Annotated in this window: 19 protein-coding genes; 6 read left to right on the forward strand and 13 right to left on the reverse strand. The window is 61.0% G+C overall.

What is annotated here, in order from left to right:
* Positions 1-94 precede the first annotated feature (94 nt).
* Both NKJ06_RS16595 and NKJ06_RS16600 read left to right on the forward strand, forming a co-directional pair.
* On the forward strand, positions 95-1,204 hold the full coding sequence (locus tag NKJ06_RS16595) for an OmpA family protein (protein WP_352634173.1): 1,110 nt from the start codon (positions 95-97) through the stop codon (positions 1,202-1,204).
* A gap of 19 nt (positions 1,205-1,223) precedes the next feature.
* Positions 1,224-2,468, forward strand: a complete 1,245-nt coding sequence (locus NKJ06_RS16600) for a caspase family protein (RefSeq protein ID WP_352810245.1) — start codon at positions 1,224-1,226, stop codon at positions 2,466-2,468.
* 47 nt (positions 2,469-2,515) lie between these two features.
* On the opposite strand, the gene NKJ06_RS16605 is transcribed toward NKJ06_RS16600, so the two are convergent.
* Entirely contained in the window at positions 2,516-3,094 is a 579-nt protein-coding gene (locus NKJ06_RS16605; RefSeq protein WP_352634178.1) for a DUF6931 family protein, read from the reverse strand.
* Between the two features lie 192 nt (positions 3,095-3,286).
* Here NKJ06_RS16605 and NKJ06_RS16610 point away from each other — a divergent pair, with 192 nt between their 5' ends.
* Complete coding sequence (locus tag NKJ06_RS16610; protein ID WP_352634180.1) at positions 3,287-3,823, forward strand: OmpA family protein; 537 nt, start codon at positions 3,287-3,289, stop codon at positions 3,821-3,823.
* A 168-nt stretch (positions 3,824-3,991) separates the two neighbouring features.
* Here the strand turns inward: NKJ06_RS16610 and NKJ06_RS16615 are convergent, their stop codons facing one another.
* The 7 genes from NKJ06_RS16615 to tagH form a co-directional block, all read right to left on the reverse strand.
* Positions 3,992-6,322, reverse strand: a complete 2,331-nt coding sequence (locus tag NKJ06_RS16615; RefSeq protein WP_352810246.1) for a M23 family metallopeptidase — start codon at positions 6,320-6,322, stop codon at positions 3,992-3,994.
* Positions 6,319-6,729, reverse strand: coding sequence for a DUF1036 domain-containing protein (locus NKJ06_RS16620; protein ID WP_352634184.1), 411 nt, complete (start codon positions 6,727-6,729; stop codon positions 6,319-6,321). The genes NKJ06_RS16615 and NKJ06_RS16620 overlap by 4 nt, the downstream gene beginning before the upstream one ends.
* A 105-nt stretch (positions 6,730-6,834) precedes the next feature.
* Complete coding sequence (locus NKJ06_RS16625; protein WP_352810247.1) at positions 6,835-9,279, reverse strand: serine/threonine-protein kinase; 2,445 nt, start codon at positions 9,277-9,279, stop codon at positions 6,835-6,837.
* Between the two features lie 5 nt (positions 9,280-9,284).
* On the reverse strand, positions 9,285-10,058 hold the full coding sequence (locus NKJ06_RS16630; RefSeq protein ID WP_352634188.1) for a PP2C family protein-serine/threonine phosphatase: 774 nt from the start codon (positions 10,056-10,058) through the stop codon (positions 9,285-9,287).
* Positions 10,059-10,226: 168 nt separating this feature from the next.
* Positions 10,227-13,799, reverse strand: a complete 3,573-nt coding sequence (tssM, locus tag NKJ06_RS16635) for a type VI secretion system membrane subunit TssM (RefSeq protein WP_352634190.1) — start codon at positions 13,797-13,799, stop codon at positions 10,227-10,229.
* 19 nt (positions 13,800-13,818) lie between these two features.
* Positions 13,819-15,324, reverse strand: coding sequence for a type VI secretion system protein TssL, long form (gene tssL / locus NKJ06_RS16640; protein WP_352634192.1), 1,506 nt, complete (start codon positions 15,322-15,324; stop codon positions 13,819-13,821).
* A 401-nt stretch (positions 15,325-15,725) separates the two neighbouring features.
* Positions 15,726-16,781: a type VI secretion system-associated FHA domain protein TagH gene (gene tagH / locus NKJ06_RS16645; protein WP_352810248.1), complete on the reverse strand. Its 1,056-nt coding sequence runs from the start codon at positions 16,779-16,781 to the stop codon at positions 15,726-15,728.
* A gap of 363 nt (positions 16,782-17,144) precedes the next feature.
* On the opposite strand from tagH, the gene NKJ06_RS16650 reads away from it, so the two are divergent.
* From NKJ06_RS16650 to NKJ06_RS16660, 3 genes are read left to right on the forward strand one after another with little or no spacing between them, the layout of a single operon-like run.
* Positions 17,145-19,472 (forward strand): type VI secretion system Vgr family protein, encoded by a 2,328-nt coding sequence (locus NKJ06_RS16650; RefSeq protein WP_352634193.1) that lies wholly within the window; start codon positions 17,145-17,147, stop codon positions 19,470-19,472.
* Positions 19,473-19,479: 7 nt separating this feature from the next.
* On the forward strand, positions 19,480-19,905 hold the full coding sequence (locus tag NKJ06_RS16655) for a DUF6484 domain-containing protein (RefSeq protein ID WP_352634194.1): 426 nt from the start codon (positions 19,480-19,482) through the stop codon (positions 19,903-19,905).
* Positions 19,906-19,915: 10 nt separating this feature from the next.
* The gene (locus NKJ06_RS16660) at positions 19,916-21,079 is read left to right on the forward strand and encodes a hypothetical protein (protein WP_352634196.1); all 1,164 of its coding nucleotides are present in this window, start codon (positions 19,916-19,918) and stop codon (positions 21,077-21,079) included.
* 2 nt (positions 21,080-21,081) lie between these two features.
* Here NKJ06_RS16660 and NKJ06_RS16665 read toward each other — a convergent pair whose 3' ends face one another.
* The 5 genes from NKJ06_RS16665 to NKJ06_RS16685 are packed head-to-tail and all read right to left on the reverse strand — an operon-like array spanning position 21,082 to position 24,984.
* The gene (locus NKJ06_RS16665) at positions 21,082-22,110 is read right to left on the reverse strand and encodes a hypothetical protein (RefSeq protein ID WP_352634198.1); all 1,029 of its coding nucleotides are present in this window, start codon (positions 22,108-22,110) and stop codon (positions 21,082-21,084) included.
* An 8-nt stretch (positions 22,111-22,118) separates the two neighbouring features.
* The gene (locus tag NKJ06_RS16670; RefSeq protein ID WP_352634200.1) at positions 22,119-23,198 is read right to left on the reverse strand and encodes a DUF2169 family type VI secretion system accessory protein; all 1,080 of its coding nucleotides are present in this window, start codon (positions 23,196-23,198) and stop codon (positions 22,119-22,121) included.
* 3 nt (positions 23,199-23,201) lie between these two features.
* Positions 23,202-23,693, reverse strand: coding sequence for a hypothetical protein (locus NKJ06_RS16675; protein ID WP_352634202.1), 492 nt, complete (start codon positions 23,691-23,693; stop codon positions 23,202-23,204).
* A 1-nt stretch (position 23,694) separates the two neighbouring features.
* On the reverse strand, positions 23,695-24,129 hold the full coding sequence (locus NKJ06_RS16680) for a hypothetical protein (RefSeq protein WP_352634203.1): 435 nt from the start codon (positions 24,127-24,129) through the stop codon (positions 23,695-23,697).
* Positions 24,130-24,138: 9 nt separating this feature from the next.
* On the reverse strand, positions 24,139-24,984 hold the full coding sequence (locus NKJ06_RS16685) for a DUF4150 domain-containing protein (protein WP_352634205.1): 846 nt from the start codon (positions 24,982-24,984) through the stop codon (positions 24,139-24,141).
* Positions 24,985-24,986 lie beyond the last annotated feature (2 nt).

A 24,986-nucleotide genomic window follows, 5' to 3' on the forward strand; every position in this document is an offset into this window, starting at 1 on the left:
GAAACGGTTTTCCGTCCGGAATCGCGGCGAAAACATACAGAAAGCGGTTCGCCGTTTCCGTGAAAGCGTGAACTGCTCTAGGCAGGGGGGTTCCATGTTCGAAGTCGTCGGATTCTGCTGGAAAACACGTTCGAGCAGTCGGCTCGCCATAAACGCACTTGGCTTGATCGTTGCGCTGTCCGTGCTGCTTTTGCCGGGACTGGGAACCGCGAACGCACAGGCGAACTGGACGCTCGATCCCACCGCGTCGGTGCTCACCTATCAGTCGGTCAAGAAGAACACGATCGTCGAAACCAACAAGATCAGGAACATTTCTGGCAGCCTTACTGCGGCGGGTGACGCCAAAGTCACCTTCGATCTCAATTCGGTCGATACGGGGGTCGATCTTCGCAATGTCCGCATGCGGTTCCTTTTCTTCGAGACATTCAAGTTTCCGTCCGCGGAACTGACCGCGAAGGTCGATCCCGCGGCGTTTGCCGACCTGCCGACCAAGCGACGTGTGAAGGCGGTGCTTCCGTTTCGTCTCAACCTGCACGGGGTCGACAAGAACCTTGAGGCAAACGTCGTGGTGACCATGATCAGCGACAACATGGTGTCGGTCGCTTCGGAGGCTCCTGTCGCCGTGCATGTGGAGGACTTCGGGCTGCTGCCGAATGTCGACAAACTCCAGCAGGCCGCCAATGTGACCAACATTGTTCCGACCGCATCGGTGTCGTTCGATTTCGTGTTCATCGCTGACGGCAGCAAGCCGGCTGCTGTCCAGCCTGTTGCGGCGAAGACCGCTGACGTCGGACCCGTCGCCACGGATGCCGCGAAGACGAACTTCAGCGACGAGGAGTGCCTCAACCGGTTTGCGGTGCTGTCGCGCACCGGGGCTATATACTTTCGAACGGCGAGCGCGCGGCTCGACAGCCAAAGCCGCCCGCTGCTCGCGGAGGTCGTCGGTGTCGTTGGCAAGTGCCCGGGCCTGAAGGTCGAGGTTTCCGGACATACCGATTCCGATGGATCGCCTGTCGAGAACAAGCGCTTGTCGGAGCGGAGGGCTGAGGCGGTTGCCGATGCCATTGTCGCCGCGGGCATTCCTCGCACGCAGATCGCGGCGACCGGCTACGGCGAGGAGCGGCCGGTTGCCGCCAACGACACGCCGAAGAACAAGGCGCTCAATCGGCGGATCGAGTTTTCCGCCACCAAGCTCGTCAACTGAGGAAGGATCCGTTGTCCCGGTGGGTTTCGATCTGATCGCCCGTTGTGGTGGCCTTATGTGCGGCATCGGGCTTGCAGCACTGGCATTACTTTTGACTTTGTCGGCCGCCAATGCCGAACGCCGTGTCGCGTTGGTCCTTGGCAACTCCCAGTATCAGCATGCCCCGGCGCTGACCAATCCGGTACGCGATGCCCAGGCCATGGCCGAACGCCTGAAGAACCTGAACTTTGAAGTCGTTTCCGGCTTCGACCTGACCAAACTGCAGACCCAGACGACGATTGCGCAGTTCGCCAAGCAGGTTCGCGGCGCCGACATCGCCCTGTTCTTCTACGCCGGCCATGGGTTGCAGGTTTCAGGCAGCAACTACCTTCTTCCGATCGATGCAGCACTTGAGGACGAGACCTCGCTCGACTTCGAGGCGGTGCCCGTGGATTTCATCTTGCGGCAAATGTCACGCGAGACCAGCATAAGGCTGATTTTCCTCGACGCCTGCCGTGACAATCCGCTTGCCGATGTGTTGGCAAAGACCGCCGGCGTCAAGGGAGCAAGGAGCGGCCTTGCCGAAATTCCGATCGAGAATGGTGGCGCGGGCACGCTTGTCGCGTTCGCCACCAGTCCTGATCGGGTCGCCTATGACGGGTCGGGCGAACATTCGCCGTTTGCTTCGGCGCTGCTCGCGCATATGGGCGAAACGAATGTTTCCATCACCGAAGCGATGAACCGCGTTACCGCCGATGTCTTCAAGGCAACCGCCGGCAAACAGCGCCCCTGGACCAATGTCTCGCTGACCACCGAGGTCGTCCTGCACAAGATCGATCTCAACGCGCCGCTGATCGTCGGCGAGGCGAGCGCTCCGCAATCGGAAGGCGGCTCGGATGGGCGCAACGCCACGGCAAATCCGGCCGGCCCCGGTGACGACGCCCAACTCGCGCTCAATGTGCTTCGTCAGAAGATACCGAAGCTTGCCTCGGACGACCCCATCTTTTTCGACCACCCCATAGATTTTGGCGATCTGGAAATCGACGGCAAGAGCATTGCCGAGCTCATCAAGGGCAAGCCACGCTTCAGTCCGGTGGAGGGGCTCGACAAGTCGGTATGGGAAGGCAAGCACTGCGACGGCTGCCATCAGTGGAACGAGGCCCGGCTGTGCGAACAGGCGAAAAATTTCGCCTCCAACGATGTCTCTGTTTTGCGCCTGCAGCATCCGCTCGGAACACGCTTCAAGGTGGCGCTGGCCAAATGGGCTCAAGGTGGCTGCAAGTAAGGCAGGGCATTGATGGCATCCATCCGGTTTGTGCCGGGGTGAATGCTTTAATACGCATCCGCTGATTGGCGCAGCGCCTCGATCTCGGCCATCTGGATGCCCATTTCGACAAAGGCCGAAAGAACGGCAAACCGGTCGGCGAGCGCGACACGTGCCAGTCCGGTCAGAATCCCGGCATTGACCGCATGGGCGGCAGGAAATGGTTGCAGGGCCGATACCATCGTCGCGGCCTTGGCCGAATCACTGTCACGCCATCCCGCGGCCAGGACAATCCAGCCGACCGGTGTCGCTGGCTGCGTCGCCGCGGCCGCACTGACTGCTGCCCGGTGGTGCAGGCTGTCCGGTTCACCCACCCAGTCGCGGACAAGCGCGAGCAAATCGTGATCGGTCTCATCGAACAGGTCGGTCAGGTGGCTCAGGCATTCATGGGCCCACCAGACCGCGGCCCGCTCTGGAAGCAGGTAAGCACAAAATGTAATCGCTTCCTCGGGAATACGCCCGGCGAGGAGGTCGCGGCAGAACTCGATCGAGCGCTGGTCGGTTGGAAGGGCTCTCATGTCCCGGGCAACAGCAGGACAGGCCATGAAAAGATCCCGTGCCGTTTTGAACCGGAGCACATTGACCATGACCGCCACGCTTTCATCGAGGAGCTTTGGCCACTCAAGCCTCAGGCGCGGCGCGGGTCAAGTCTCATACTGTGACGCGCCGACAACTCTCGGCATTGTCGTGCCCTCAGTGTTTTGTCGACAGACAGTTGCCTTGGATTTTGGTATGATCGCGATCATCGAACTCGGATTGCTCAAATAGGAGGAGCCGCTATGCAGTGGAGCAGTTCAGCTTTTGTGTTGGCGGTCGTTTTTTTCTCGACCCACGCTTCCGCCGACCCCGTTCAGAAATCAGAAGACATTGTGAAGTTTTTTGCCGGTGCGGCCGATCTCGGCAAGTCGCGAGGAATTTGTGTCGGCTCCGAGGAGGAGTGCAAAAGCAAGACCAAGGCAAATGACGCGCCAGCAGGAAAATCCAGCCTCGACATGCTAATCAATTTCGGGCTGGATTCGGCCGAGCTCGACACGACTGCGCGCGCTGAACTCACCGAATTCGCCAAGGCCCTGAAGGACAATCGGCTGCGCACGTTCAACTTCGTCGTCGAAGGCTACACTGACGCCACCGGCACCGTGCATTACAACGAAGGCCTGTCGCAGCGACGGGCGCAATCGGTGGCGACCTTCCTGACAGCCAGCGGGATTGAGACCGCGCGCATCAATGCGATCGGCATGGGCGAAAAAAATCCGCGCAGCCCAAACCCGTACGATCCCGTGAACCGCCGCGTGGAAATGCGGATAAAGACGCAATAAAGCCGGTAAAAGTGTGAACGGTTTTCCGTCCGGAATTGCGTTAAACAAAGAGAGTGCGCGGTTCGGCGTTTCCGTGAAACGGTGAACCGCTCTGAAGCCTGTTCCATCCCGATGGAACCGGGATGGGGAACATCAACAGTCTGAGACACTCATGCCGCGCGGCCAGGTTCAAAGCGTATTCTGAATCGAGCCTATGAGGGCGGTGACGGCCTGTTTGTATTTTTCGAACTCCGGCGATGTCTGGCGGATCTGCGCGGTTGTTGTCTGCGGGCTGGCGTCGGTCGCCATGCGGCTCAGCTTTTGACCCATTTTCCTTTCGGCCCAGTCCACCACATAGCTGGCTGTCTTGCCGGTGAGAAACGGGTTGGCCTGGATGACGGCCGAACCCAGCACGGCGCTCAGTTGCGCCGAACCTGTCGCCGACAGCACCTGATGCGCGCCTTCCATCCCCAGGAAATGACAGAGATAGAGCCGTCCGGCTGTGATCTGGTGACCGCGCGCCCGAAGATAGACCTCGCCTTCGCGCGCCAGATTGCGCACCATCTCGCGCGAGATCGTGGCGTCGTAGCGCAGAGCGAGCAGGTCGGCAGTCGACAGCGTGCGCGCAAGCTCCGGGCGGTAGGTGCTCATCATCCTGATCCAGGTCTTGGTTATGAACTGGCCGGCGCCGGTCGCTGAAGAATTTGGGTTCTTGGCGCGAGCGCTGCCGCCACTTTCGACATGAACGATGCGGTCGGTGAGCGTTTCGACAGCGGAATCGTCCGAAGCGATCGCGGTAACCCTGCCCAGCGGGTCGATCGCCTCGCCATTCTGATAAAGTTCGAAATGCAGGTGAGGCCCGGTCGAAAGGCCGGTGGTGCCGATGTATCCAATGATGTCGCCGGCTTTCACCTTGGTGCCGACGCCCGCCTGGATTGCAAATTTCTGCATATGCGCATAGCGCGTCTCGCGCCCGTTTCCGTGCGAAATCTTCACCAGATTGCCATAGTTGCCGCCATCGCCTTGGAAGGTGATCTCGCCATCGAAGGCCGCTGCGACCGGCGTGCCCACGGGAGCCGCCCAATCGACGCCCTTGTGGATGCGAACGGTCCCGAGGATTGGATGCTTGCGTGGCCCGAAGGTGGAGGTCATGACCCCGTTGACCGGTGTGACCATGCCGTTGGTTACCGTCAGCGAGCGAACCTGATCGTCACCGGTGACGCACGCAAACTGGCCGTCGCTCTGCTGGAAGACGAAACAGTCGAGGCTCTTTTCGCTGCCCTGGACACCCACATACAGCACCCGCCCGGCACCTTCGTCCTTGCCGCGCGGCGTCTGCGAATAGATCAGCACGAGGCGCTGGTTCTCGCTTGCAAAGGCGTCCAGATCCTGTCCTCTCGAGAGATACATGATCGCTTCGCCGATCACGCCGGTCGGGACATTGTTGCGGGCCGCCGTCGAGTAGATCGCGTCGAGCAGACGGTATTGCCTTTTGTGCGTGCCTTCCGCCTGTGCGCCCGAATAATTGAACAGGTCTTCGCGGACCCAGGGATCGACGCCCGACACGAACGCGCCGGCGGCGTCGCGCGTCAGCGTGCCGACGAACACGTTCCTGGCGTAGATTGAAACCTGCATGAGGGACATCGTGGTCGCACCGCGGCTCGGCCTGAAACCGCGCATGGCAACGACATAACCCGGTTCCAGACTGTCCCGATTGAAAAGCGCCTTCATGGCCTCGCCTGCCAGCTTGGCATCGTCGGCGGAGAAATGCGCATCGAGCACAACGCTGTCCAGGCTGCGGTCGTTGAGGGTCTTCACGAACATGTCCTCGGTCGCCTCGAACCGCTGATAATCATTCGTGACGACCGCAACGCTGGTGTTGTTTTCGATCTGGGTCTTCTGGAATGCGGGAAGGGCTGCATCGCCCGCGTCGATTGTCTCGCCCCAGCCGGCTTCGGGATCGTCGGCGTCCGCCTTCTGGTCCGGAGCCGCCGCGGGTTCCTCTGCGGTGGGTGATGGCTCAAGATCGTTCTGGAGATCGCCGGATGGCGCGGTAGAGGTCTTTCTTTGCGCCTGGAAGAATGCGAAATCCTCCTGCGTCGACGGTATCGTCGTCATGAATTTTTCGCTGGCGCTAAGCATGACGTCGGACAGAATTTCGATCTGGGGAGAAACGCCGGCCTGATCGAGTTCCGCCGGGCGCGGCATCGTTCGGCCTTTCGTTGCGGCGCCGGCATCGGGCGCCAGGGTGATCCACATTGGATCCCCGGCAAGGTCGATGATGGCCGGCACATAGACGGATGCATCGGCCGGCACATCATCCACTCCCTCGACTGCGTGCAACTCCTCATCTTCGTCGCCGAACGACCAATAGTCCGCGGTGAGGTAGAAACCGGCGGCGATCGAAAGCAGGAGAACCACCGCGAGACCGGCAATAAGCCTGCGCCAAAGCGCGCGCCTGCGAAGGGCGGCGCGTGCCTGCTTTTTCTGCCTGAAGCTCGTGTCGATATTGTGCGTCACGGATTGCTTCCGGTCAGGAAGAAGGTCCAGCGGACCTGCTCGAGCGTATCGACTTCGAGAAATTGCGCCGCGATATGGCCGCGCTGCCAGCATTCATCGATGCCGCGTATCGAGAAACGGCGCCGCTCGATGCACATTTCTGTCGATCCGGTGAGGATCGCATGACCGAACACGTCCGTGGCATAGATGTAGATGTAGCGGTTCGTCAGTTCCTCGCGGATGACGTTCACGCATTGATTGGCGCCGATGGTCCACCAGCCATCGGTCTGGTCCGCATTGTCGACCTTCTGGCCGACGGCGAGATTGACGACGTCGAGTGTCTGATTGCAGACCGTGAATTCGGCGCGCGCTTCGCTGGATGACAGCACGGCCAGCAGCGCGGCGCCCGCCATGACTGCAAGCTTCATGTGGCGTGTCAGGGCACCCAGGACTCGAAGCGGATCATGCTCTATGGGCAGGTCGGCAGACGAACGGGGCGAACGCGAGCGGCGGAGTTCCATCGGGCGTCCATGCTATCCGCCGAGCCGGAAATACTGGGCGGTGGCCGAGAACCGAGACCCATCGGTCTCAATTTCTTCAAGAATTTTGGGGAGCAGCACCGCGGCGGGTGTCGGCGTGGAGAACGCGGCCGCCTGAATATCATGGAGGCCCGTGATCACCATTATGATCTGCGGCACGGCCTTTCCGGCGGCTTTGTCGGCCGCGCCGAGGCCAATCGGGATGCTGAAAGTAGCCTTGCCCGGTTCTACGACGATGCGGTCGTCGAGATTGAACACCATGCCTTTGTGATCGATCAGCAGCACGCTGGAAACGAGCCCGCCGCGTGTCACCAGCGTGCCGCTGACCGGCGTACCGTTCGGCACCGATGTCCGGTCGAGAACAAGCTGCGGCTTGTCGGCCCCAGTCTGCCCCAGAAAACGCAGAAAATTGGTGACTTCGCATTGGCTCGGCTCGATGAGACGGACGCTGATGTCCGGTTCGACATGGAATTTTGCCTGGAAATCGCCCAGCATCCGTTCGAATGGCTGGACCGCCGTTCCAAATCCCTCGATCGCGGCGGCCTTGTCGGTTGCCGACGTCATGGTCGCATAGAAACAATCGCCGCCGCCGAAGTCGCGAACCCAGGAGACCCGTTCCGCGATGTCGTCGACGGCCGCGGGAACCCCTGGTTTGGGCACGTTCAACGCGACGACAGGCTGGTCGGGCTGGTTGGCTTCCGGTAGTGCGGCCTTTTGACTCTCGGCGTTCGCGGTATCCGTCTGGCTTGCGGCGGGTTCAGGCGCCGGCGTGGGCGCCTTGGGCGGTGCCGGCTGGTTGGTCTGTAGCTCGGGCTTTTGGCTCTCGACAACCTCTGGCTTGGCCGGCGGCGGCGTCGAGACGCTCTCGGCTGCTGACGGCGCTGGAGCGGTCGTGACGGGTGGCGCCGCCGACGTCTGGCTGTCGCTGGCCACCGCATCGGGCTGGATTGCCGGTGATGCCTTTTCGGGCGGCGGCTGCACGTCCGTAGTTGGCTTCGGGGGTGCCTCGGTCTGCGAGGGAACTTCGGCGGGCTTGGCCGGCTGCGGCTTTTGAGCTGCCGCTGCATCTTGCTGATTTTCAGCCGGCGGTGCGCCGGCCTCCGGTTGCGCGGGCGGAACTGCCTTTGCCGGCTCGGGGGCGTTCGCGGCGGTGTCCGCCGGGGGCGGCTTTGACAGCTCTGGCGCGGGCTTTGATGGCTCTGGTGCGGAAAGCGATATCTTATCGACGGTCGGCGTCGCAGGCGTCATGAAGCCGCTCAGATATAGCCCTGCGCCGGAGGCGACAGCAAGCGTCGCCAAGGCGGCGATGGCGACGATCCGGGTCTTTGCGGGTTTTGCGAGCACATCCGCCTTGATCGCGCGCGGAGGACCGACGGCCGGGGATGGCTGCGGTGCGGTCAAATGCGCGGGCCGGACATGCGGGACAAAGCGCTCGCCCGTGCCCGTCGCCAGCGGCGCGTCGTGTCCCGCGACATTGGATGGCTGAGGCTGACCCTTAGGATCAGGAGCAAGGGTTTGCTCCGCTGGCGGCAAGACCGGTCGGTTGCGTGGTGTGATGGACGTCGGCGGCATCGTTCCTTCGTCTTCGCCACGCGTCATTCTGGCGATGTCCGCCATGCTGGCCGGCCGGTCTCGCGGATCCGGTTGCAGCATGGCTTCAACAATGTCACGAAAATCATCGTCGATGTCGGAGAGATCAGGCACGGTCCGGCGCTTTTCGATGACCTCGAACTGCGATCCGCTCATGTCGATCGGCTTGCCGCGCAAAGCGGCAACCAGCACCAGCCCCAGGCTGTAGATGTCGGATTGCTCACTGACGTCGCCGCTGTAGAGCCCAAGTTGTTCGGGTGAAACATAATTGTACTTTCCCGCGAACTTTCCGCCGATCAGGGTCTCACCGCCCACGCTCGCCGACCGTGCGATACCGAAATCGATGATCTTCGCGCGGTCGACCCGGCCGCCGGGCAGGATGATGTTATCCGGGGAGAGGTCGCGGTGTATTGCTCCAGCTTGATGGACGGCGCTTAAGCCGGAAGCGAGGCGGTGGCAGAGCTTGCGCACATCTGCCGTCGGCATCGCGCCACGTCGCATGATGTCGAACAGCGACTCGCCGTCGACGAATTCCATGGCAAGGTAGGGACGGCCGATCCCGGGATCGATCGTGAAGACGTGGTACCGCACGACCGCGTCATGCGACAGGTGATTGAGGATCAATGCCTCCTTGCGGAACAGCGACAAGATCGTCTGGTCACGGGCGAACTCGGGCAAGACGATCTTGATCGCGACCTGGTCACCGGTCTGGATATTATGGCCACGGTAGACCTCGCCCATGCCACCGAATGCGATCCGCTCGTCGAGTTCGTAGATGCCGCTGAGTTGCGTGCCTACGGCGGTGTTGGCCATACCACCCGATATTCGCGTCTTATCGTCGGCGCCCATCAGCCTCAAGCCTCCGCTCTATGCGGATCTGGACGAGGCGATTGGCCATCGCGCCGGTCTCCGATCTTCACAAGCACGATCGTCACGTTGTCCGTTCCGCCGCGCGCCAGCACCATGTCGAGCAGGTTCTCGCAGGCTGCCTGAGGTGTCGCCGAAACCGTCGCCGCCTCGATCTCGGCGTCGGTGACATGCGCCGTCAGCCCATCCGTGCTCAACACAAAAATGTCCCCAGGCATGATTTCGCCTTGCTGGAAATCGATGACAATCTCGTCGCTGACGCCGATCGCTTGCGTGATGACATTGCGGCGCGGCCAGGTGCGCGCTTCGGCTGCGCTGATGATACCCCGGTCGATGAGCTCCTGAACTTCGGTGTGGTCTCTTGATATCTGCGAGATCGAGGCGTTGCGGATTAGATAGACGCGGCTGTCACCCGCCCACAGGCAGGCAAACCGCCCGTCCATCGCCAGCAGGGCGGCAACGGTGGAACCGATGGTTATGCCGCGAGATTCGGATATGCCGCGGATCTCGGCATTGGCCCTGCTCAGCCTGTCCTCGAAGCGCGCCCGAAGATCGGGTGCCGAGCTCGCGATGCCGATCGTTGTCAGATGATCGACGATACTGGCTGAAGCGACCTCTCCGGCGTCATGTCCACCCATTCCGTCGGCTACCACCCAGAGGCCAGTTTGTGGCTCGACCAGATAGCTGTCTTCATTGAGCTCACGGACAAGGCCTTTGTGGCTCACGCCGAAGCTTTCAATGGGAAGGGCGACAGTATTCAATTTGCCACCAAGCGCTTTTCAAGCGTCCTTCTGCGGCGCACCTTTGGACGCTCGCTCGCGCCACTTTGCCACAGGCTCGAACATTAAAGTATCGAAAACTAAGGAAAACCAAGGTTTGACCGTATGTGGTCTGCGGATCGGCACCATGCTCAGCAGATCAACCCCATCTCAAAACGCCTTGGGACAGCTGAACCCGGAAAGCGCGGGGAGGAAGAAGGGGTTGGAGCCTGAGCCTGTCTGGAGCGTATAGCTAACGTCGCGTCCGCCGATCACGAAGCGTGCTTGCATGTTGCTGTCGTCGCCGGTGACGGCAGCCCTGTCCAGAAGCCGTTTCAGGGCCCACGGCCCTTCGAACTTGATGGCGGATTCGCGGCCTGGCATTTCCGGCGTCAGGCTTAGGCTGGCGGACGCGGACGCGGAAGCCGTACCGCCCGGCCATGTGACCGCGCTTGGTGCGTTGCCCGTCTGGTTGCTCTGGACGATCTGGCCATCGGCATCGAGTATCGCCGTATCGGCATCGCCATTCAGTGAGAATGGTGTGAAAGTGATGCTGACCGAAGGCACCGAACCGCCCGATGGAAAGAACGCGCTGCGGATTTCCGCGGCCAGCTGGAAGTCTTTCAGGGTCGACTTCGACAGGTCGCGTCCAAAGCGCGCATCCTGTTTCCAGCTCCAGTCCCGGCCGGTCATGTCGATCAGCGATGCGAGATTTTGTGCGAAGAACCGGTCCAGCAAGCCGCCCGGGGCGAACAATTTCGCGAAATCCGCCACCGCAACATCCTCGGTGGCGTCCCCGGCGAAGGGATAACGGCCGTTGATCGCGGCTTCACAGGGGGCCGTCACCGTCTGGTCGAGTATCTGGTTCAAGTTGGTCACCGAGGTTTCGGCGACATTCTCTTCGAACTCATCCGCCGTCGCGTTGACCATCCGGCCGAGTTGCTTGGGCAGGCGTGAGACATTGGCGCGAAGCGTGGCTATCTGCAGCTGCAGGTTCGAATTGACGCGCTCCGTCTGCGAAGGAACTTCGGCCGCCAGTTGCAGGCTCTGATAGATATCGCTGAAGTTCTGGGTCAGGGCGTCGATTGGGCGGTGTCCGGCAGGGCCGTTCACCAGGGCCTGGAATGGTCTGAATTGCGCTTCGATGTTTGCACCTGGATTGAGGTTCCGTGCGTCGGTGGCCCCCGTGCCGGCGCGGCTTTGCGATTTGCCGTTGGCAATTTGTATGCCGATGCGGGCCAGGCCCTTGGCCAGATCCGCGGCGTTGCGCGGCGGGTTCTGAGCCGTGCCTGCTTCGATCTCGGTGCCGGGGCTGTTGCCGTCACCTAGGTCCCGCGTCAGAGCTGTTTCGTTGGCGATCGCCGCAAAGAGCTGGTTCATCGGTGAGCTTGGGGAGGCAGCGGCTGAAAGCGCGATGTAGTGCGGCTTGTCCGTCAGCATCGCCTTGAATTTCAACTGGTCGAGAACGCCGTTCCACGCGGCCGCGAACTCCTTCCCGTAGCGATCGAGAAGTTCGGGGCCGAGCTTGAGCAGTTGCTGATTGATGTCGCCTTGTTCGCCGCCGCCGCCGAGAACCCACTGCTCGTCGACAAGCATCTGCGCAATGCGCGAAAGTTGCTGGAGATAGAAGGTGTTGAAGCCGGAATGGGTGTAGATTCCGGGAACACGAAGCCCTGACAGATCGCTGCCATCGATGCGCTCGAACAGCAACTGCGCTTCCGGCCCACCTTTCTGGGACACGGAAAAATCGTCCAACACCGCTGCGTATATCGCCGACTTGATCAAAGCCGAAGCTCGATCGGCAAGGCTCATACGCCCGAGAGAACGTTGAGCGGCTTCAACAAGCGGCTGGTTGAGTTCGAAGACGGGATCGTAGGCGTCGTCCAATGCCAGCATGGCGCGCAGGTGCTTTTCGAGCTGGTCGCGTCCTTCGCGATTGTTTTCGCCTGGATATCGGTTCTGCTCCCAATCTTGCTTGATCCAGGAAACGATCAAAGCGTCATCGACCTTCGGTGCCTTGCCGCCAAGCATCAGATAGATTTTCAACGGTTCGTAGAGCGCGACGGGATCGGCCATCTTGGCCTGGATCGTCCGCTCGGCCTGGATCAGCAGGCGCGATCGGAACATTCGTTCCAGCGCCTGCCGATAGGCCGTTTTGGACGCCGAAAGAAGTCTCTCACGCTGACTGAGGCCGAACGTCTCTTCGATCGGTGTCGGCAGGTCACCGGTTTCGAACCCGGCCGGCAGATCGCGTAACTGGTCGAGCGGGCCGATGACGTTTTCAAGGTCGACATCGGTAACCGTGGCCGTCTTGAGCAATGGGGCCGCCGTCTCGCGATACTGGCCCATGGCAAGAGTTGTGGAGGCTATCAGCGATCGGTTGGCCGCAAAGCTCAGGGCGAGCGTACCCAGTGCGGCGGCAGCGATCAGCGTCATTGCGCCGAGGCCGCAAAGTCTGGCGATCGCCGCACGCCTTGCAGCCGATTTGTCATACGAAACCCATCCGGATTCGGCAAAAATGACGTCCGTCAGCAGATCATGCAAAAAGAAGCTTTTGCCAGTTCCGGAAAAGTGCGGGCGGGAATTGCCGCCGAAATTGCGGCTGATCGCGCCCAGCACCTGATCGATAGGCGTTCCCTCTTGCGTGCCTGACGAAAAATACAGTCCACGCAGGCTGACATTCACCTGGCTTCGGGTCGGATCGAACAGGCTAGCGACAAAATTGGTAATTCGACTCCTCAGCGCGCCGAACTGTGCGGGAAAACCGAAGATGGAGATGCGCGTGACCGGATCAGCCTCTTCTTGGAGGCGGTCGGCCATCTCGTCCACCAGTCGTTTTGCCAGCGCATCGAATTCGGCAGGGGCCCCGGCGGCCATGTTCCTGTCGCGCTCCGCGGTCTGGAATGTCGCGCCCCATACCTTGCGCCTGCGCGACTCGTCGAAACCGCCGAAGTAATCCATGAATCCGGAGACAAGATCGGTCTTGGTGAAAAGCAGATAGACTGGAAACTGGATTTTCAGCGTCTCGTGGATTTCCCTCAGCCGGCTGCGTATCTCGGTGACGTGGGCATCAAGCTGCTGATCGTCGAAGCTCATCAGATCGGCAAGGCTGATGGCCAGGATAACGCCGTTTATCGGTTGTCTGGTGCGGTATCTCTTGAGCAGCGACAGGAATGCGAGCCAGCTCTTCTTGTCGCTCTCGGCATTAGAGTCCTGCGTCGTGTAGCGTCCTGCGGTGTCGATCAGCACGGCCTGGTCGGTGAACCACCAGTCGCAGGCACGTGTTCCGCCAATGCCAGCCACCGGTTGGGCGTCCCCCGAACCGGCAAGCGGAAAATTCAGACCCGAATTGACCAGTGCCGTTGTCTTGCCGGCACCCGGCGGGCCTATGACGACGTACCAGGGGATCTCGTAGAGGAAGTTGCGCTTGCCGCTCGACCGTTTGAGCGCCGCCACGGCCTCATTCATGCGGGCTTCGAGCACCCGCGCATCATTATCATCACGGTCGTCATTGTGCGCAATGACGGTTTCGAGCGCTTTTTGCGCCTTCCTCGCCTGCCAGAAACGCAGCCCGTAAAAAAGCGCCAGCGTCGCCACGATTACACCAATGATCGTCGCGCGTAGCCAGGCAGGTCCGAGCGGCCGGCTATCGGCGAACCGGATTGAGGGGCCGGCAAACCACACCGCCGCCGCGAAGCCGCCCAGCGCGGTCACGCTGAATATCCGCAGCAGCCAACGCGTCATGGGTGCTTCCAACGGGCCGTCACAATGTTTCCTCCCTGGGGATCATCACATCGACACGGCGGTTCTTGGCGCGGCCTTCCGGCGTCGCATTGTCGGCGACCGGTTCGTCCTCGCCCTTGCCATCGACCGTCAGTCGCGAGGGATCGCTGAATTTCGCTGCCATCAACGCTTGCACGGCCTTCGCCCGGGCGACGGAAAGGTCGAAGTTGGATTTGAAGGCGCTCGACTTTCGCGGTTTGACATTATCCGTGTGGCCGACGATCCGGATTGGTCCAGGCTCGTGCTCCAGAGCCGCGGCGATGTCGGTGGCAATGGGCTGGAATTCCGGCTTCGTCTCGGCCCTGCCGGACTGGAACAGCAGCAGATTGTTGATTTCCACCACGATGAAGTCGCCTTTCGTGCCGATGGTCAGCCCGCCGCCTTCGACGTCCTTGGCCAGCGCCGCACGAATACGGTCGATCTGCACGGTGGCCGTGGGTGGGGTGACTTTCGCCGGCTCGGCCAATGGCGCCACGCTGGCGCGCTCGATGGCAACTGACGTCGATGGGTTGAGTGCCAGCAATTCACCCGCGGCGGCGTCGCCTTCATTGGTGATAAAGACCCGCAATGCGAAGAACGCCGCTGTCAGCAGCACCGACGCCGCCGCCGCGACGACCCAAAGTGGCAGGCGGGCCGATGACTGTGCCATCGTCGCCGCCAGGCCCTGCCAGTGCGGCGAGATGTCTTCACCCGCATGCGCTCTGAAGTAGCGAAGCGTCTCGTAGACGTCGCGTCGAACGCGCTCGAGATTGTTGTCTTCGCGCTTCACGCCTCGATACTGGCCCTCGAAACCCAGCGACAGGCAGGCATGCATCAGTTCGAGCAGATCGTAGTGCGTCTCGGGATTGGCCAGTATCTTGTTCAATGCTTCGTAGAAACCTGCGCCGGTGCGCTCGGTGTGGAAGAACTGCCCCAGCATGCTGTGTTGCGCCCAGTCGTCACTCCTGGGCCAGGGCAGGTTGCCGATGAGATCGTCGACGGTTTCGCAGAGGGCGAATTTCGCAATCCGCGCATCCTCTTCGGCAACGCCTGACTTCTCCACTGTCCGGTCGAATTTTTCAATCGCCTCGGTGACATGCTCCGCCAGTGGCTCCGCCTGTCTTTCGACCGGCATGAGCCTGAGCTGCCCGAGCAGCATCAGCAAAGGTGCCGCCGCGGCGAGAATAGGGTTTGCCGCGGTGTATTTGACGATGTCGGCGGCGCCGAGCAGCATCGCCTGCTCGATGGCTGGCTTTGGCGCGGCGGCGGAAGAGCTGGTGCCTGCCGCGGTACCCAAGGCTGGACCTTGATAGATGACGGTTCCGGATGCCCAGCCCGGCGGCCGCACGACACCAGGATCGAACACGGTTGAATCCTTGGCCCTAGAGGGTTGGTCTCCGTCCGCGACGGGTTGCTCAGGAGCTGGCGGCGATTTTTGCGTGCGCCGCGGATTTGCGCGAATGACGGTTTTGCCCGCCGGGCCGAAGGGGTCGTCCTTCGAACTCATCGCCGATCGTCCGTGCAGACGGGGTACCCGCGATTGGGCAAGACAGGCGCAAGACGGTTTCTGGTCAGGTAAAGGAAAGGCAGCCCCGGCCGGCCGTGGCCGTGTTCGGAAGGTTGGCAAAAGAAATTCCAGGAAAAGTGTGAAACGGTTTTCCGGCCGAAATTGCGACAAAACAAAGAGATAGAGCGGTTCGCCGTTTCCGTGAAACGGTGAACCGCTCTAGAGAACGCTATCCCGCCGTAGCATGACATTTGCCGCAGACCCCCAGGTCAATGAGTCTTACCCGCTTGGCGAACTGTCGCATGCGATCGTAATCTCAGAAATTGTCGATTGGAACCGGATGCTGGGCTTCGGATAGACTTTTCTTCGCGACTGCCGTGCCACGCGTTTCCTGGGATCGCCTATTTTTGCTTGTCGGCTTTGGCGTAGGCCTCGCTGAAATAGGCCAGGAAGATGTCCAGCATGCCGTTTTCATGTGCCTCCTCCATGGTCCGCCATGTCGCGACATAGGCGTCCCAAGCCTGGCTCTTCTTGGATGTAAACGACGTAGGCGGGAGTTTCCTGCCGATCGCCTCGGGTGACAGATCGTCAAGCAGCCGGGAGAGCGCGGCTTGCATGGCGGCATAGGTAGCGAATTCGTGCGTCTTGAGATCGCGGAATGCATCTTCGATACTGCGCCTGGCATCAAGATAGCCGGCCCTGCGACGGGCGAACATGATTTCGAGGATGTCGTCGGTTCCTGGAACGAACTTCAGCGGATTGTTGTCGGCGGCGCTGATCATCGTTCGTTGCGTGCTCTTGGCCAGCATTTTCGCGGCCGCGCGTGCTTTCAGCAGCAACGTTAGTTCCTCGACCACCGCCCGCAGGACCGCGCCAATTTCGGCGGCAACTTCATGCGGGTCGCGCAATTGAAGCAATTCCGGCGAAATGCCGGCTCCGATCGCGATCTCCCGCAGCATCTCGTTTCCGATCAAGGGCAGGGGGGTGGGGGGCGACGAGAATGTCGGCGCTGGAATGTGTTGGCCGGACCGTTGCTGTGCAGGATCGAAGAAAGGCCCCTCGCCGAATTCCAGCGATCGGCTTGTCGCGACCGGCATGTCCCGCTGCGTCTGACCATGGCTGGGGTAGCCTGCCGTGGCGCGCTCCTCGTCGATCGACACCAAGACGACATAGCGACCGATCAGCATCCGGTCGCCATCGCCCAGCCGATGCGGGTTGGTCATGCGCTGGCTCGATCCATTGATAAAGGTGCCGTTGCGCGAGATATCGTGCAGCCAGAATGCGCCGGCCTCGTATCGAACCTCGCAGTGCCGGCCCGAGATGAACTTGTCGGGGTCCGACAAGCTCCAGTCACAACCATCGCGTCCGATTTCGAAGCCGCGATCACGCGCCGCGTAGCTGGTCGAGGCACCAGCGGGCAAGGCGTCGACATTGTTGATTTGCAGACTGATGTACATCCAAGATCGCCGTCGATCGTTGATCGATACTCCACCATTCTAGCAGCTTGCAGGTAAAACAGGACAGCAGCGTTTCAAGCCTATGAATCGGCTGGTTAATGCATGTCGCCCAAAGTGACCTCGGTTTTGGGAGAACGACATGCATGAAACAAAGATCCTAAGCGCAGCGCATGAATCCGATCAAACGCGACACGCTTTAGGTTTCTGTCGCCGCCTGTCCTCTTTGGCCGGCGGGAAAACATGTGGTAGGCTCAACATGGCCTGGCGTGGCGGATTTAAGAAGTTCCTGAACGTGATGTCGTTAGTATAGCGGGAACTTCAAATCCATCACATTGGCGGCCGCGTCCAGGAGGGGCTCGACCCATGCCAAATGAACGTGCCACCGTTGTGAAGACACCGGTTGGCTCCGAGCTGTTGACCTTCACGCATCTTGTCGGACGCGATGAGATCAGCCGTTGTTTTGCCTACACGGTCGGGTTCGTGAGCACCGATGCCGATATCGATCCGTTGAAGATGCTGGGCGGGCCGCTCTCGATCGAAGGTGAATCCGACCCGAAACGCTGGTTCAGCGGCATCGTCTCCGAGTTCCGGCTCACCCGGCTGGAAGATCGGCTGGCCTACTATGAGGCGGTCATCAGGCCGTGGCTCTGGTTTCTCGGCAACACCACCGATTGCCGTATTTTCCAGAACAAGAGCGTCGTCGATATCGTCAAGGACATCTTCAAGAAATACGGTATCGCGGAATTCGATCTGCGCTTGCAAGGGGCCTATCCCCCGCGCGAATATTGCGTGCAGTACGACGAAACCGATCTGGATTTCGTGCAGCGGCTGCTGGAGCATGAAGGCATCCTGTATTTCTTCGAGCATGATGACGGCAAGCACACGCTTGTCCTGGCCGATGCGATGAGTAAGCTGAAGCCTGCGCCGGGCTATGAGAAAGTGCTCTATAACTTTGAAGGTCAGGGTTCCCGGCGTGATGTCGAATACATCACCGAATGGATTCCAGGCAGTTCGGTGCGCCCAGGCGCCTATGCCCACACCGACTATGATTTCACGAAGCCGGGCGCCGACCTCATGGCCAAGTCGGCCCAGCCGTTCAGCCACAAGGAGGCTGCGGGCGAGAACTACCGCCAGCCCGGCGCACATCTCGAAACGGGCCGGGGCGACAGCCTGGCCGCGATCCGGCGCGAGGAAATTCAGGCTGTGCACCAGCGCATCGCCGCTGTCGGCACCGTGCGCGGCCTCTATTCGGGCTGCACGTTCAAGCTGGATAGCTTTCCGCGCGAGGATCAGAACCAGGAGTATCTGGTGGTCAGCGCCGAATACCGGCTGTTCGATCCGGGCTACAGAGCCCATGCCGACGTCGAGAGCGAGAACTTCAAGGTGATCCTCGGCCTGGCGCCGACCGCCTTGCCCTATCGTCCACCTCGGATCACGCCACGGCCGATCATGCGCGGCCCCCAGACGGCGACGGTGGTCGGTCCATCCGGCGAGGAAATATTCACCGACAAATACGCGCGGGTGAAGGTGCAGTTCCATTGGGACCGTCTGGGCAAGAAGGACCAGAACAGCTCCTGCTTCGTGCGGGTCTCGCAGACCTGGGCCGGCAGCGGCTGGGGTTTCATCCAGATCCCGCGCATCGGCCAGGAGGTGATCGTCGACTTCATTGAAGGCGACCCGGACCTGCCGATCATCACCGGCCGGGTCTACAACGCCTCGCAGATGCCGCCCTACGGCCTGCCGGGCAGCGCCACCCAATCGGGCTGGAAGTCGGACTCCTCCAAAGGCGGTGGCGGCTACAACGAGCTGATGTTCGAGGACAAGGCCGGCTCCGAACTGGTCAACTTCCAGGCGCAGAAGGACCACCACCTTCTGATCAAGCATGACCGCACCAAGCTGGTCCAGCACGACCAATCCGACCGCATCGACCACGACGCCAAGCACTCCGTCGGCCACAACCTGGACGAGGACGTCGGCAACAACAAGACGGTCAAGGTCGGCGTCGACCAGACGACGAACATAGGCTCGAACGACACCGAGACGGTGGGCGCCAATCGCTCGTTGACGGTCATGGCCAACGAGACCATCCATGTCGTGTCGAATTCGACGGAGAATATAGACGCCAATCATTCGCAGACGGTAGGGATTGTCCAGACTGTTACCGTGGGCGCCGCTCGCGTTGATTCCGTCGGTGCCGCCGAGACCCGCACAGTTGGCGGTCCGCAGACAAATACGATCGGCGCAACGCGCAGCGTGAGCGTCGGTTCGAGCCAGAGCCATAGCGTCGGGACGTCCGATAGTTGGGAGATCGGTGCCGCCCAAAATGTTCAGATAGGGGCGGATCAGAACATCAAGGTCGGCGCCGCCCAAAACTTTGAAATCGGCGCGGCCCGCAGCGGCAAGATCGGTGCTGATGACTCTACGGAAGTCGGTGGCGGACGAGCACTCAAAATCGCAAAGAAGAGCGAGGTAGACATCGGCGAAGATGGCGTCATCAACGTCGGCAAGAAGCTGCTGGTCAATGCCAAGGATGAGCTTTCACTTATCTGCGGAGACGCGTCAATCACCTTGAAGAAAGATGGCACCATCGCGATCGTCGGCAAGGACATCACAATCAAAGGCAGCGGCGACATCACGGTGAAGGCGTCGGGCGATGTCAAAGTCAAGGGAAGTAACATCCACAACAATTGAGGGGTTGATGATGAGGGTGATTGATCGCATTGACGGTGTCGTCATCGGACTGCTCATCGGCTTCGCTGACGGCGCGCCGCTGGTTGTGTTTGTCGGCAATCCTCGCCAGACCGCGATCCCAGCGCGCAGCCTTGCCGAACTGGACGCCGCCGCCGTCGGCTCGGAAGTGGCCTTGCTTTTCGAGGGCGGCGACCCCCAGCGGCCGCTCGTCGTCGGCCGCATTGTCGAACCTGTGCGCAAGAACAAGGATCCACAGATCATCCGGGACGGCAAACGGGTATCCATAACTGGCAATCAGCGCATAGAATTGCGCTGCGGCCTGGCGTCGATCATCCTGGAAAAGGATGGGCATATCACCATTCGCGGCACCCAGTTGACCAGCCAGGCGAGTGGGACCAACCGTATTCGCGGCGGGGCCGTGCATCTCAACTGAGGCATTGCCGATGCATCGCGTCGCGACGATCGCTGCCATAGTGGATCAGCACGCCGGAGATGCGGCTTTCCTCTGGCATCGCCGTTGTCGGGAAATCGACGGGCCAATCCTCGATGAGACGGACATCGGCCGCATCGACCAGCGTCTCGAAGCCAATCTCGAAGGGCTCATGGCTGCCGGCAAGGCCGGCTGGGAAGCGGCACAGGCGCATTTCGCCGATTATCCAGAACCTGGCGAGCTTTTCGTCCTCGGCGCGCTCTCGCTGCGTTGGGGCGACGCCGAGGCTGTGGCATCGGCGATCGAGGCCGTCGCCGGCCTGGGCGAGGTTGGCGTGTCAAGCCTGTCCGGCGCAATCGCGCGCGCACCGCGCGAAAATCTACGCCCGTTCGTAGCCGAATGGCTGGACACGCGCGACACGCTACTGCCTAGGCTCGGTCTCGCGGCGCTCTGGCATCATCGCGTTGATCCTGGCGCGCGCCTTGATGATCTGCTGGTCAACCGCGACGCCGGCGTACGCCGACGTGCGTATCGGCTCGCCGGCGGACTCAAACGGCGCGATCTTCTTCCGGCAGTCCTGGCTGGACTTGACGGCGACACGCCGAAGGAACGCCTGACGGCCGCCCTTGCGGCTTGCCTTCTTGGCGAAGCGCGCTCGGCTCACCCGGTACTCGACCGGATCGTTCTGGCAGAGCCGAGCCTCGCGCCCGCGGCGATCGAGATGCGCCTTCTGACGACGCCGCTGAAGACCGGCAGGGGCTGGTTGCAGGACCGCCTGAAGCAGCCTGCCTTGCGCGCCATCGCGACAGCGGCAATCAGCCTCTTTGGCGACCGGTCAGTCATGCCTTGGCTGATCGCCAAGATGCGTGAGCCAGAGCTTGTCTTCGCCGCCGGGCTGGCGCTGCGCGATCTTTTCGATGTGGATTTCAATGATACCGACCTGTTCACGATAGACCCGGCCGTGCTCGGCAAGGAATTTGAATCCCTGACGGACGGCCCGCTTCCGGTCGCGGATCGCGTGGCGGCATGGTGGGACGAGGCGCGCGGTGGGCGCAATCACGAGCCATTCCATTCGATGCGCAGGCTTCGGCTGGATGCGTTGCGCGCAGCACTCGCCGAGCCGGACGCGCCTCTGGCCGATTGGCGCAGGACGCGCCGCTTCCCGGCCTGGATGTGAGTTCAGCCGCGGTTCATCCGGGTCAGCACCGCGGCGGCGCGTAGTCCCCCTTCGGAGGCCACCTCACAGATGGCGGTCGGCCCCGGCGCATAGTCGTTCAAGAAGCTGTCGGCCGCGAGCACCAGAGCCAGCGCTCCGCCGGCAGCCCCGATATCGCCGACGGTCATTGCGTGATAGGCGGTAGGCAGAATCTCGCGGCGGGTACGGTAGAAACGAGGATGGGCGATCATCATTTCCCAGCCGCTGTAGCGTTCGCCATTGCCATTGCTGACGATGAAGTTGATGTCGGGTTCGGACCGACTTGAGCCGATCACCGCGTCGCGCAAGGCGCCAAGCATTGCCCGCCCCTGGCTAAAGCGATCCGATAGAACGCTGTCGCCTTCCTGCGCCGTGCCAACCCCAAGGATGGCAGCCTGTATGGCAGCCTTTCCCTTCGGCTCTAGTGTCAGTCGGACAAAAGTCGCGGCTTCGCCAGGCACCAAGCCTTGCGGGTTATCCGGACCCTTGAGGCGGCCAGTTTGGCTGAGACGGGAAAGATCGGCGTCGTTGATCAGACTGTCGACGCCGCCAAGCAGAACCTGTCCGACGTCTTGCCGTTCCAACAATTCCACAGCTTGATCGAGAAGACTTAAGGTGGCGGCCGCGCCGCCATCGATCGCACGTGAGGCGGAATGGAAGCGATTGCCGGTCGCCCCGATCATGGCCGCAAGAAAGCCGGAGACGGGAATGTCGGCATATGCTGGGTGATCGCGAAAACTCTCCGGAGGAGTAAGAAGGATGGCCGTCGCCTCTGAGCCGACCGTGCCGGTCCGTAGCGCCTCGCCTATGGCACGGGAGGCCATGTTTATCAGCCATGCTGCGTGAGTCTTTCGCAATTCATGATGCGCCGGTATGCGTGAAACCACCTGGCTCAAACCAAGATTGAAAAAGCCCTGGACTTCGACCGCGCTCAGATTTGCACGGATGGCGGCCAGGGTTTGGCGGGAATCGAGTCCAGCCGCCGTGACCGCACCGCATCCGGCGATATACAAGGGGCGCTTCATGCCGACCAGGCTTGGGGCTGCGGTGGCGCCCCTTTGCCAGGATGGACATAAGCCTTGCGCCTGCGCACAGCAAGAATGTAGCCGGGCGTCACATGACCGAAGGCGATCTGCAACAGCGGCTTGGCACTACGGCGTGTAACGATGGCAAGCCGTGCCTTGAGCGTCACCCTGGAAAGGTTGGGCTCGATCAGTACCGTATCTGGTCGAAAGACTCTCTCTTCCACCCGGTCTGCATATATGAGCTTGATCGGTGCCACGACCTTTGGAATACGAAAATCCCAGCGCCCGCTTGGCGTCATTCCAACGATCGCGACATTTTCTCCACCACTGATTTCGGGCAAATGCTGGTCCGACGGCGTACAAAGATTGTAGCGGACATCGTAATCCTTGGGCGGCAAGGGCCACTGCGAGGCGAGCCATGCTTCGTCATAGGTCCCCGCCAGAGGCAGACGGGGCAACCAGGAGCGGCCGAGCGGACCAAACCCCGCCGGCCGTGGCCGATCCGAAGGGCTTGTGAATGGTTCATCGGGATACGTGATGTTGGGGGCTTGCGTTCGGACCTCGGGATCGGCAGAGGCGGCATGTCGATAGCCCACTCCCAATGGATTGCGCCGGTCCATCGGACCGTTCGGAATTGTCCCGCCATAGGCACGCTCATAGACGATAGGCATGCTGTTGAATGGTCGGGGCTGGGAGTAACTGCCGGCATCATAAATCCGATCGCCAACGACATTAAGCACTTTTCGCAAACCGGCGAACATGAACCCGGCCTGCATCTCGCGGACCGGCTTTCCATTCGGCGCATGCGCGGTGCCAATAATGATAATTTCCGCCGCTGGCTTGACCGGAACGATATCGGCCTCATAGCGGGTTGAGGACGATGCCGGGTCTCCGAACCAGGTGTCGCAGAGCGCGACAGGAAGTTGTTCTTCAGCAGCAATAAGTTGGCCATTGTCCGACGGGGAAAAGCTTGCCGAGAAGATGGCGACGAGAACTTCTTGACCGTTCAGGTCGACCTGAACGTTCGTGGCGGCTTCAAAAGGTGTTCGGTTTTCGAGCCAAACGTTGAACGCCATTGGTCAGCACCAGTTTCCCTTCGCGTCGAGACCGATCGGCCAATAGGGCATACACGTGACGAGACAAACGAAATCGCTGCGCTCTGCTTCCACGAGCCATCCTAACAGGAGTACCTGAGGCGGCACCTTGTCGCCTTCGGCCAAGGACGCGTTTAGCGCCACGCACCGAAGCCAGAATTCACGGATCAGCGCAACGAACTGAGGATCGGATGCCGGGCCGGCAACACGGCGCAAAAAGGCCATCCGCACCGCGCTGTCCCGTTCCTGGCTGTTTTCACGCGCCTGTGCATCGATCAGGCCCGACCACCATTCTGCGGCAATTGGATAGACTATGCTCAGGCCCTCAAGATATTCGCTGAAGAGTTGCCGATGGTCTGAGCCTGCTTCGGCCAAAGGTTTGGCCGCGCCCTGCCGGAGCAGGGTGTCGACGTCGGTCGGCGAACAATAGAGCCTGGATAGGCCCTTCTCCACGTTGTGAATCGTTTCCAGGGCCATTTTAGACGATTTCTCCATCCTTCATTCCCATTGGAATGAACTGCATGGTTCGCATCACACGGTGGAGGTCTTGGTGCTCACTGGCAAGATCGTTGAGGAGAAGGTCAATCGGAGGCACGTTTTCACGCGACGCCGGTTCTGTATCGACTCCCCATTCTTCCACGACCGGTTTCTCTTCATATCGTCTGCCAGCTTCCTCCAATTCCAGATTGCGGGCCTCGGCAGCCAGGAAATATCTCCTGAAGATCTCGATCAGGCGTGGATGCCCCCCCATTCCCGACGGCCAACGCAGATCGAAGTCCACAACAAGCTTGTCGGGATAACTCTTTTCCGTGTTCTCCTTCAGGCTTTTCGTCCACCACTTTTTAATCCTCGGAATCTCTTTCTTCAGCTCGCTGATGTAGGAGGCTTGAATGGCTTGAAGCGTTTCGTCCATCGTCTTTCCTCACATCATCTTGGCCAGCGTTCGTGCATGTTCGGCAATTATGCCGTTCGTGTTACCGCCCTGCGAACAAGCGCATTTCCGGCAATGCGGTTTCACACATTCGGGCTTGGCGAAATGCTTCTTGAACCCGGAAGGGTCGGCGGGCGGCGGTTCAGGCAGATGACACGCGCCATTTTCCCATGCGGTCTTCATTGGCGGTTGGTGATCGGGCGTCATGGCCGCTTTGTCACGATTTGCGAACTTGCCGCGTCCGGCCGTCTTGTAGTCGTCCTCGGACGGCAGCCATTTCCCGCCGCATTCCCAGCAATCCTCGCCGTGAACTTCGTCATCCTGTTCGGAGGTGATATCGGGCGCATGCTCGGAGCGCTTGTAGGGCGGGCATTTCTTACCCTTGGCGTCCGCCGGGATAGCTGCGAGAAGCGAGACCAAAGCCGCGCCGTCGAGCCCATTGCAGGGGTCGCTCGCCTCGTTCTGACCCACCATATCGCCGTGGCGGCAAACCCCTTTGCCCTCCACCTTGACGGTGAAAGACCAAAGCATGAAAGCGGCCTTGCCCTTGATCTTGTGCGTGATCACACCTGCGCCAAGGCCGGGCGTCGCAGGCTCGTTGCCGGTGCTCATCGAGACTTCCGAGGCGTTCTCCAACGCGGTCGGGTTTCCATCCGCCTTGAACGATTTGCTTCCTTTGATCAGGTCGGATGCCGACATCATGTTGACATACGGAACCGGAACCGGTCCGGCGGGCGGCGGCGGCGGCGACAGGCAAACGTCACCGGGCGCTATACCCTTGCCACCGCTTCCCTTGTGGAACAGTCCCATTTTCTCGGCAAAGACGGTAATCGCCATGT

Source organism: Mesorhizobium sp. M0293, assembly GCF_040321735.1.
Taxonomy (GTDB): domain Bacteria; phylum Pseudomonadota; class Alphaproteobacteria; order Rhizobiales; family Rhizobiaceae; genus Mesorhizobium.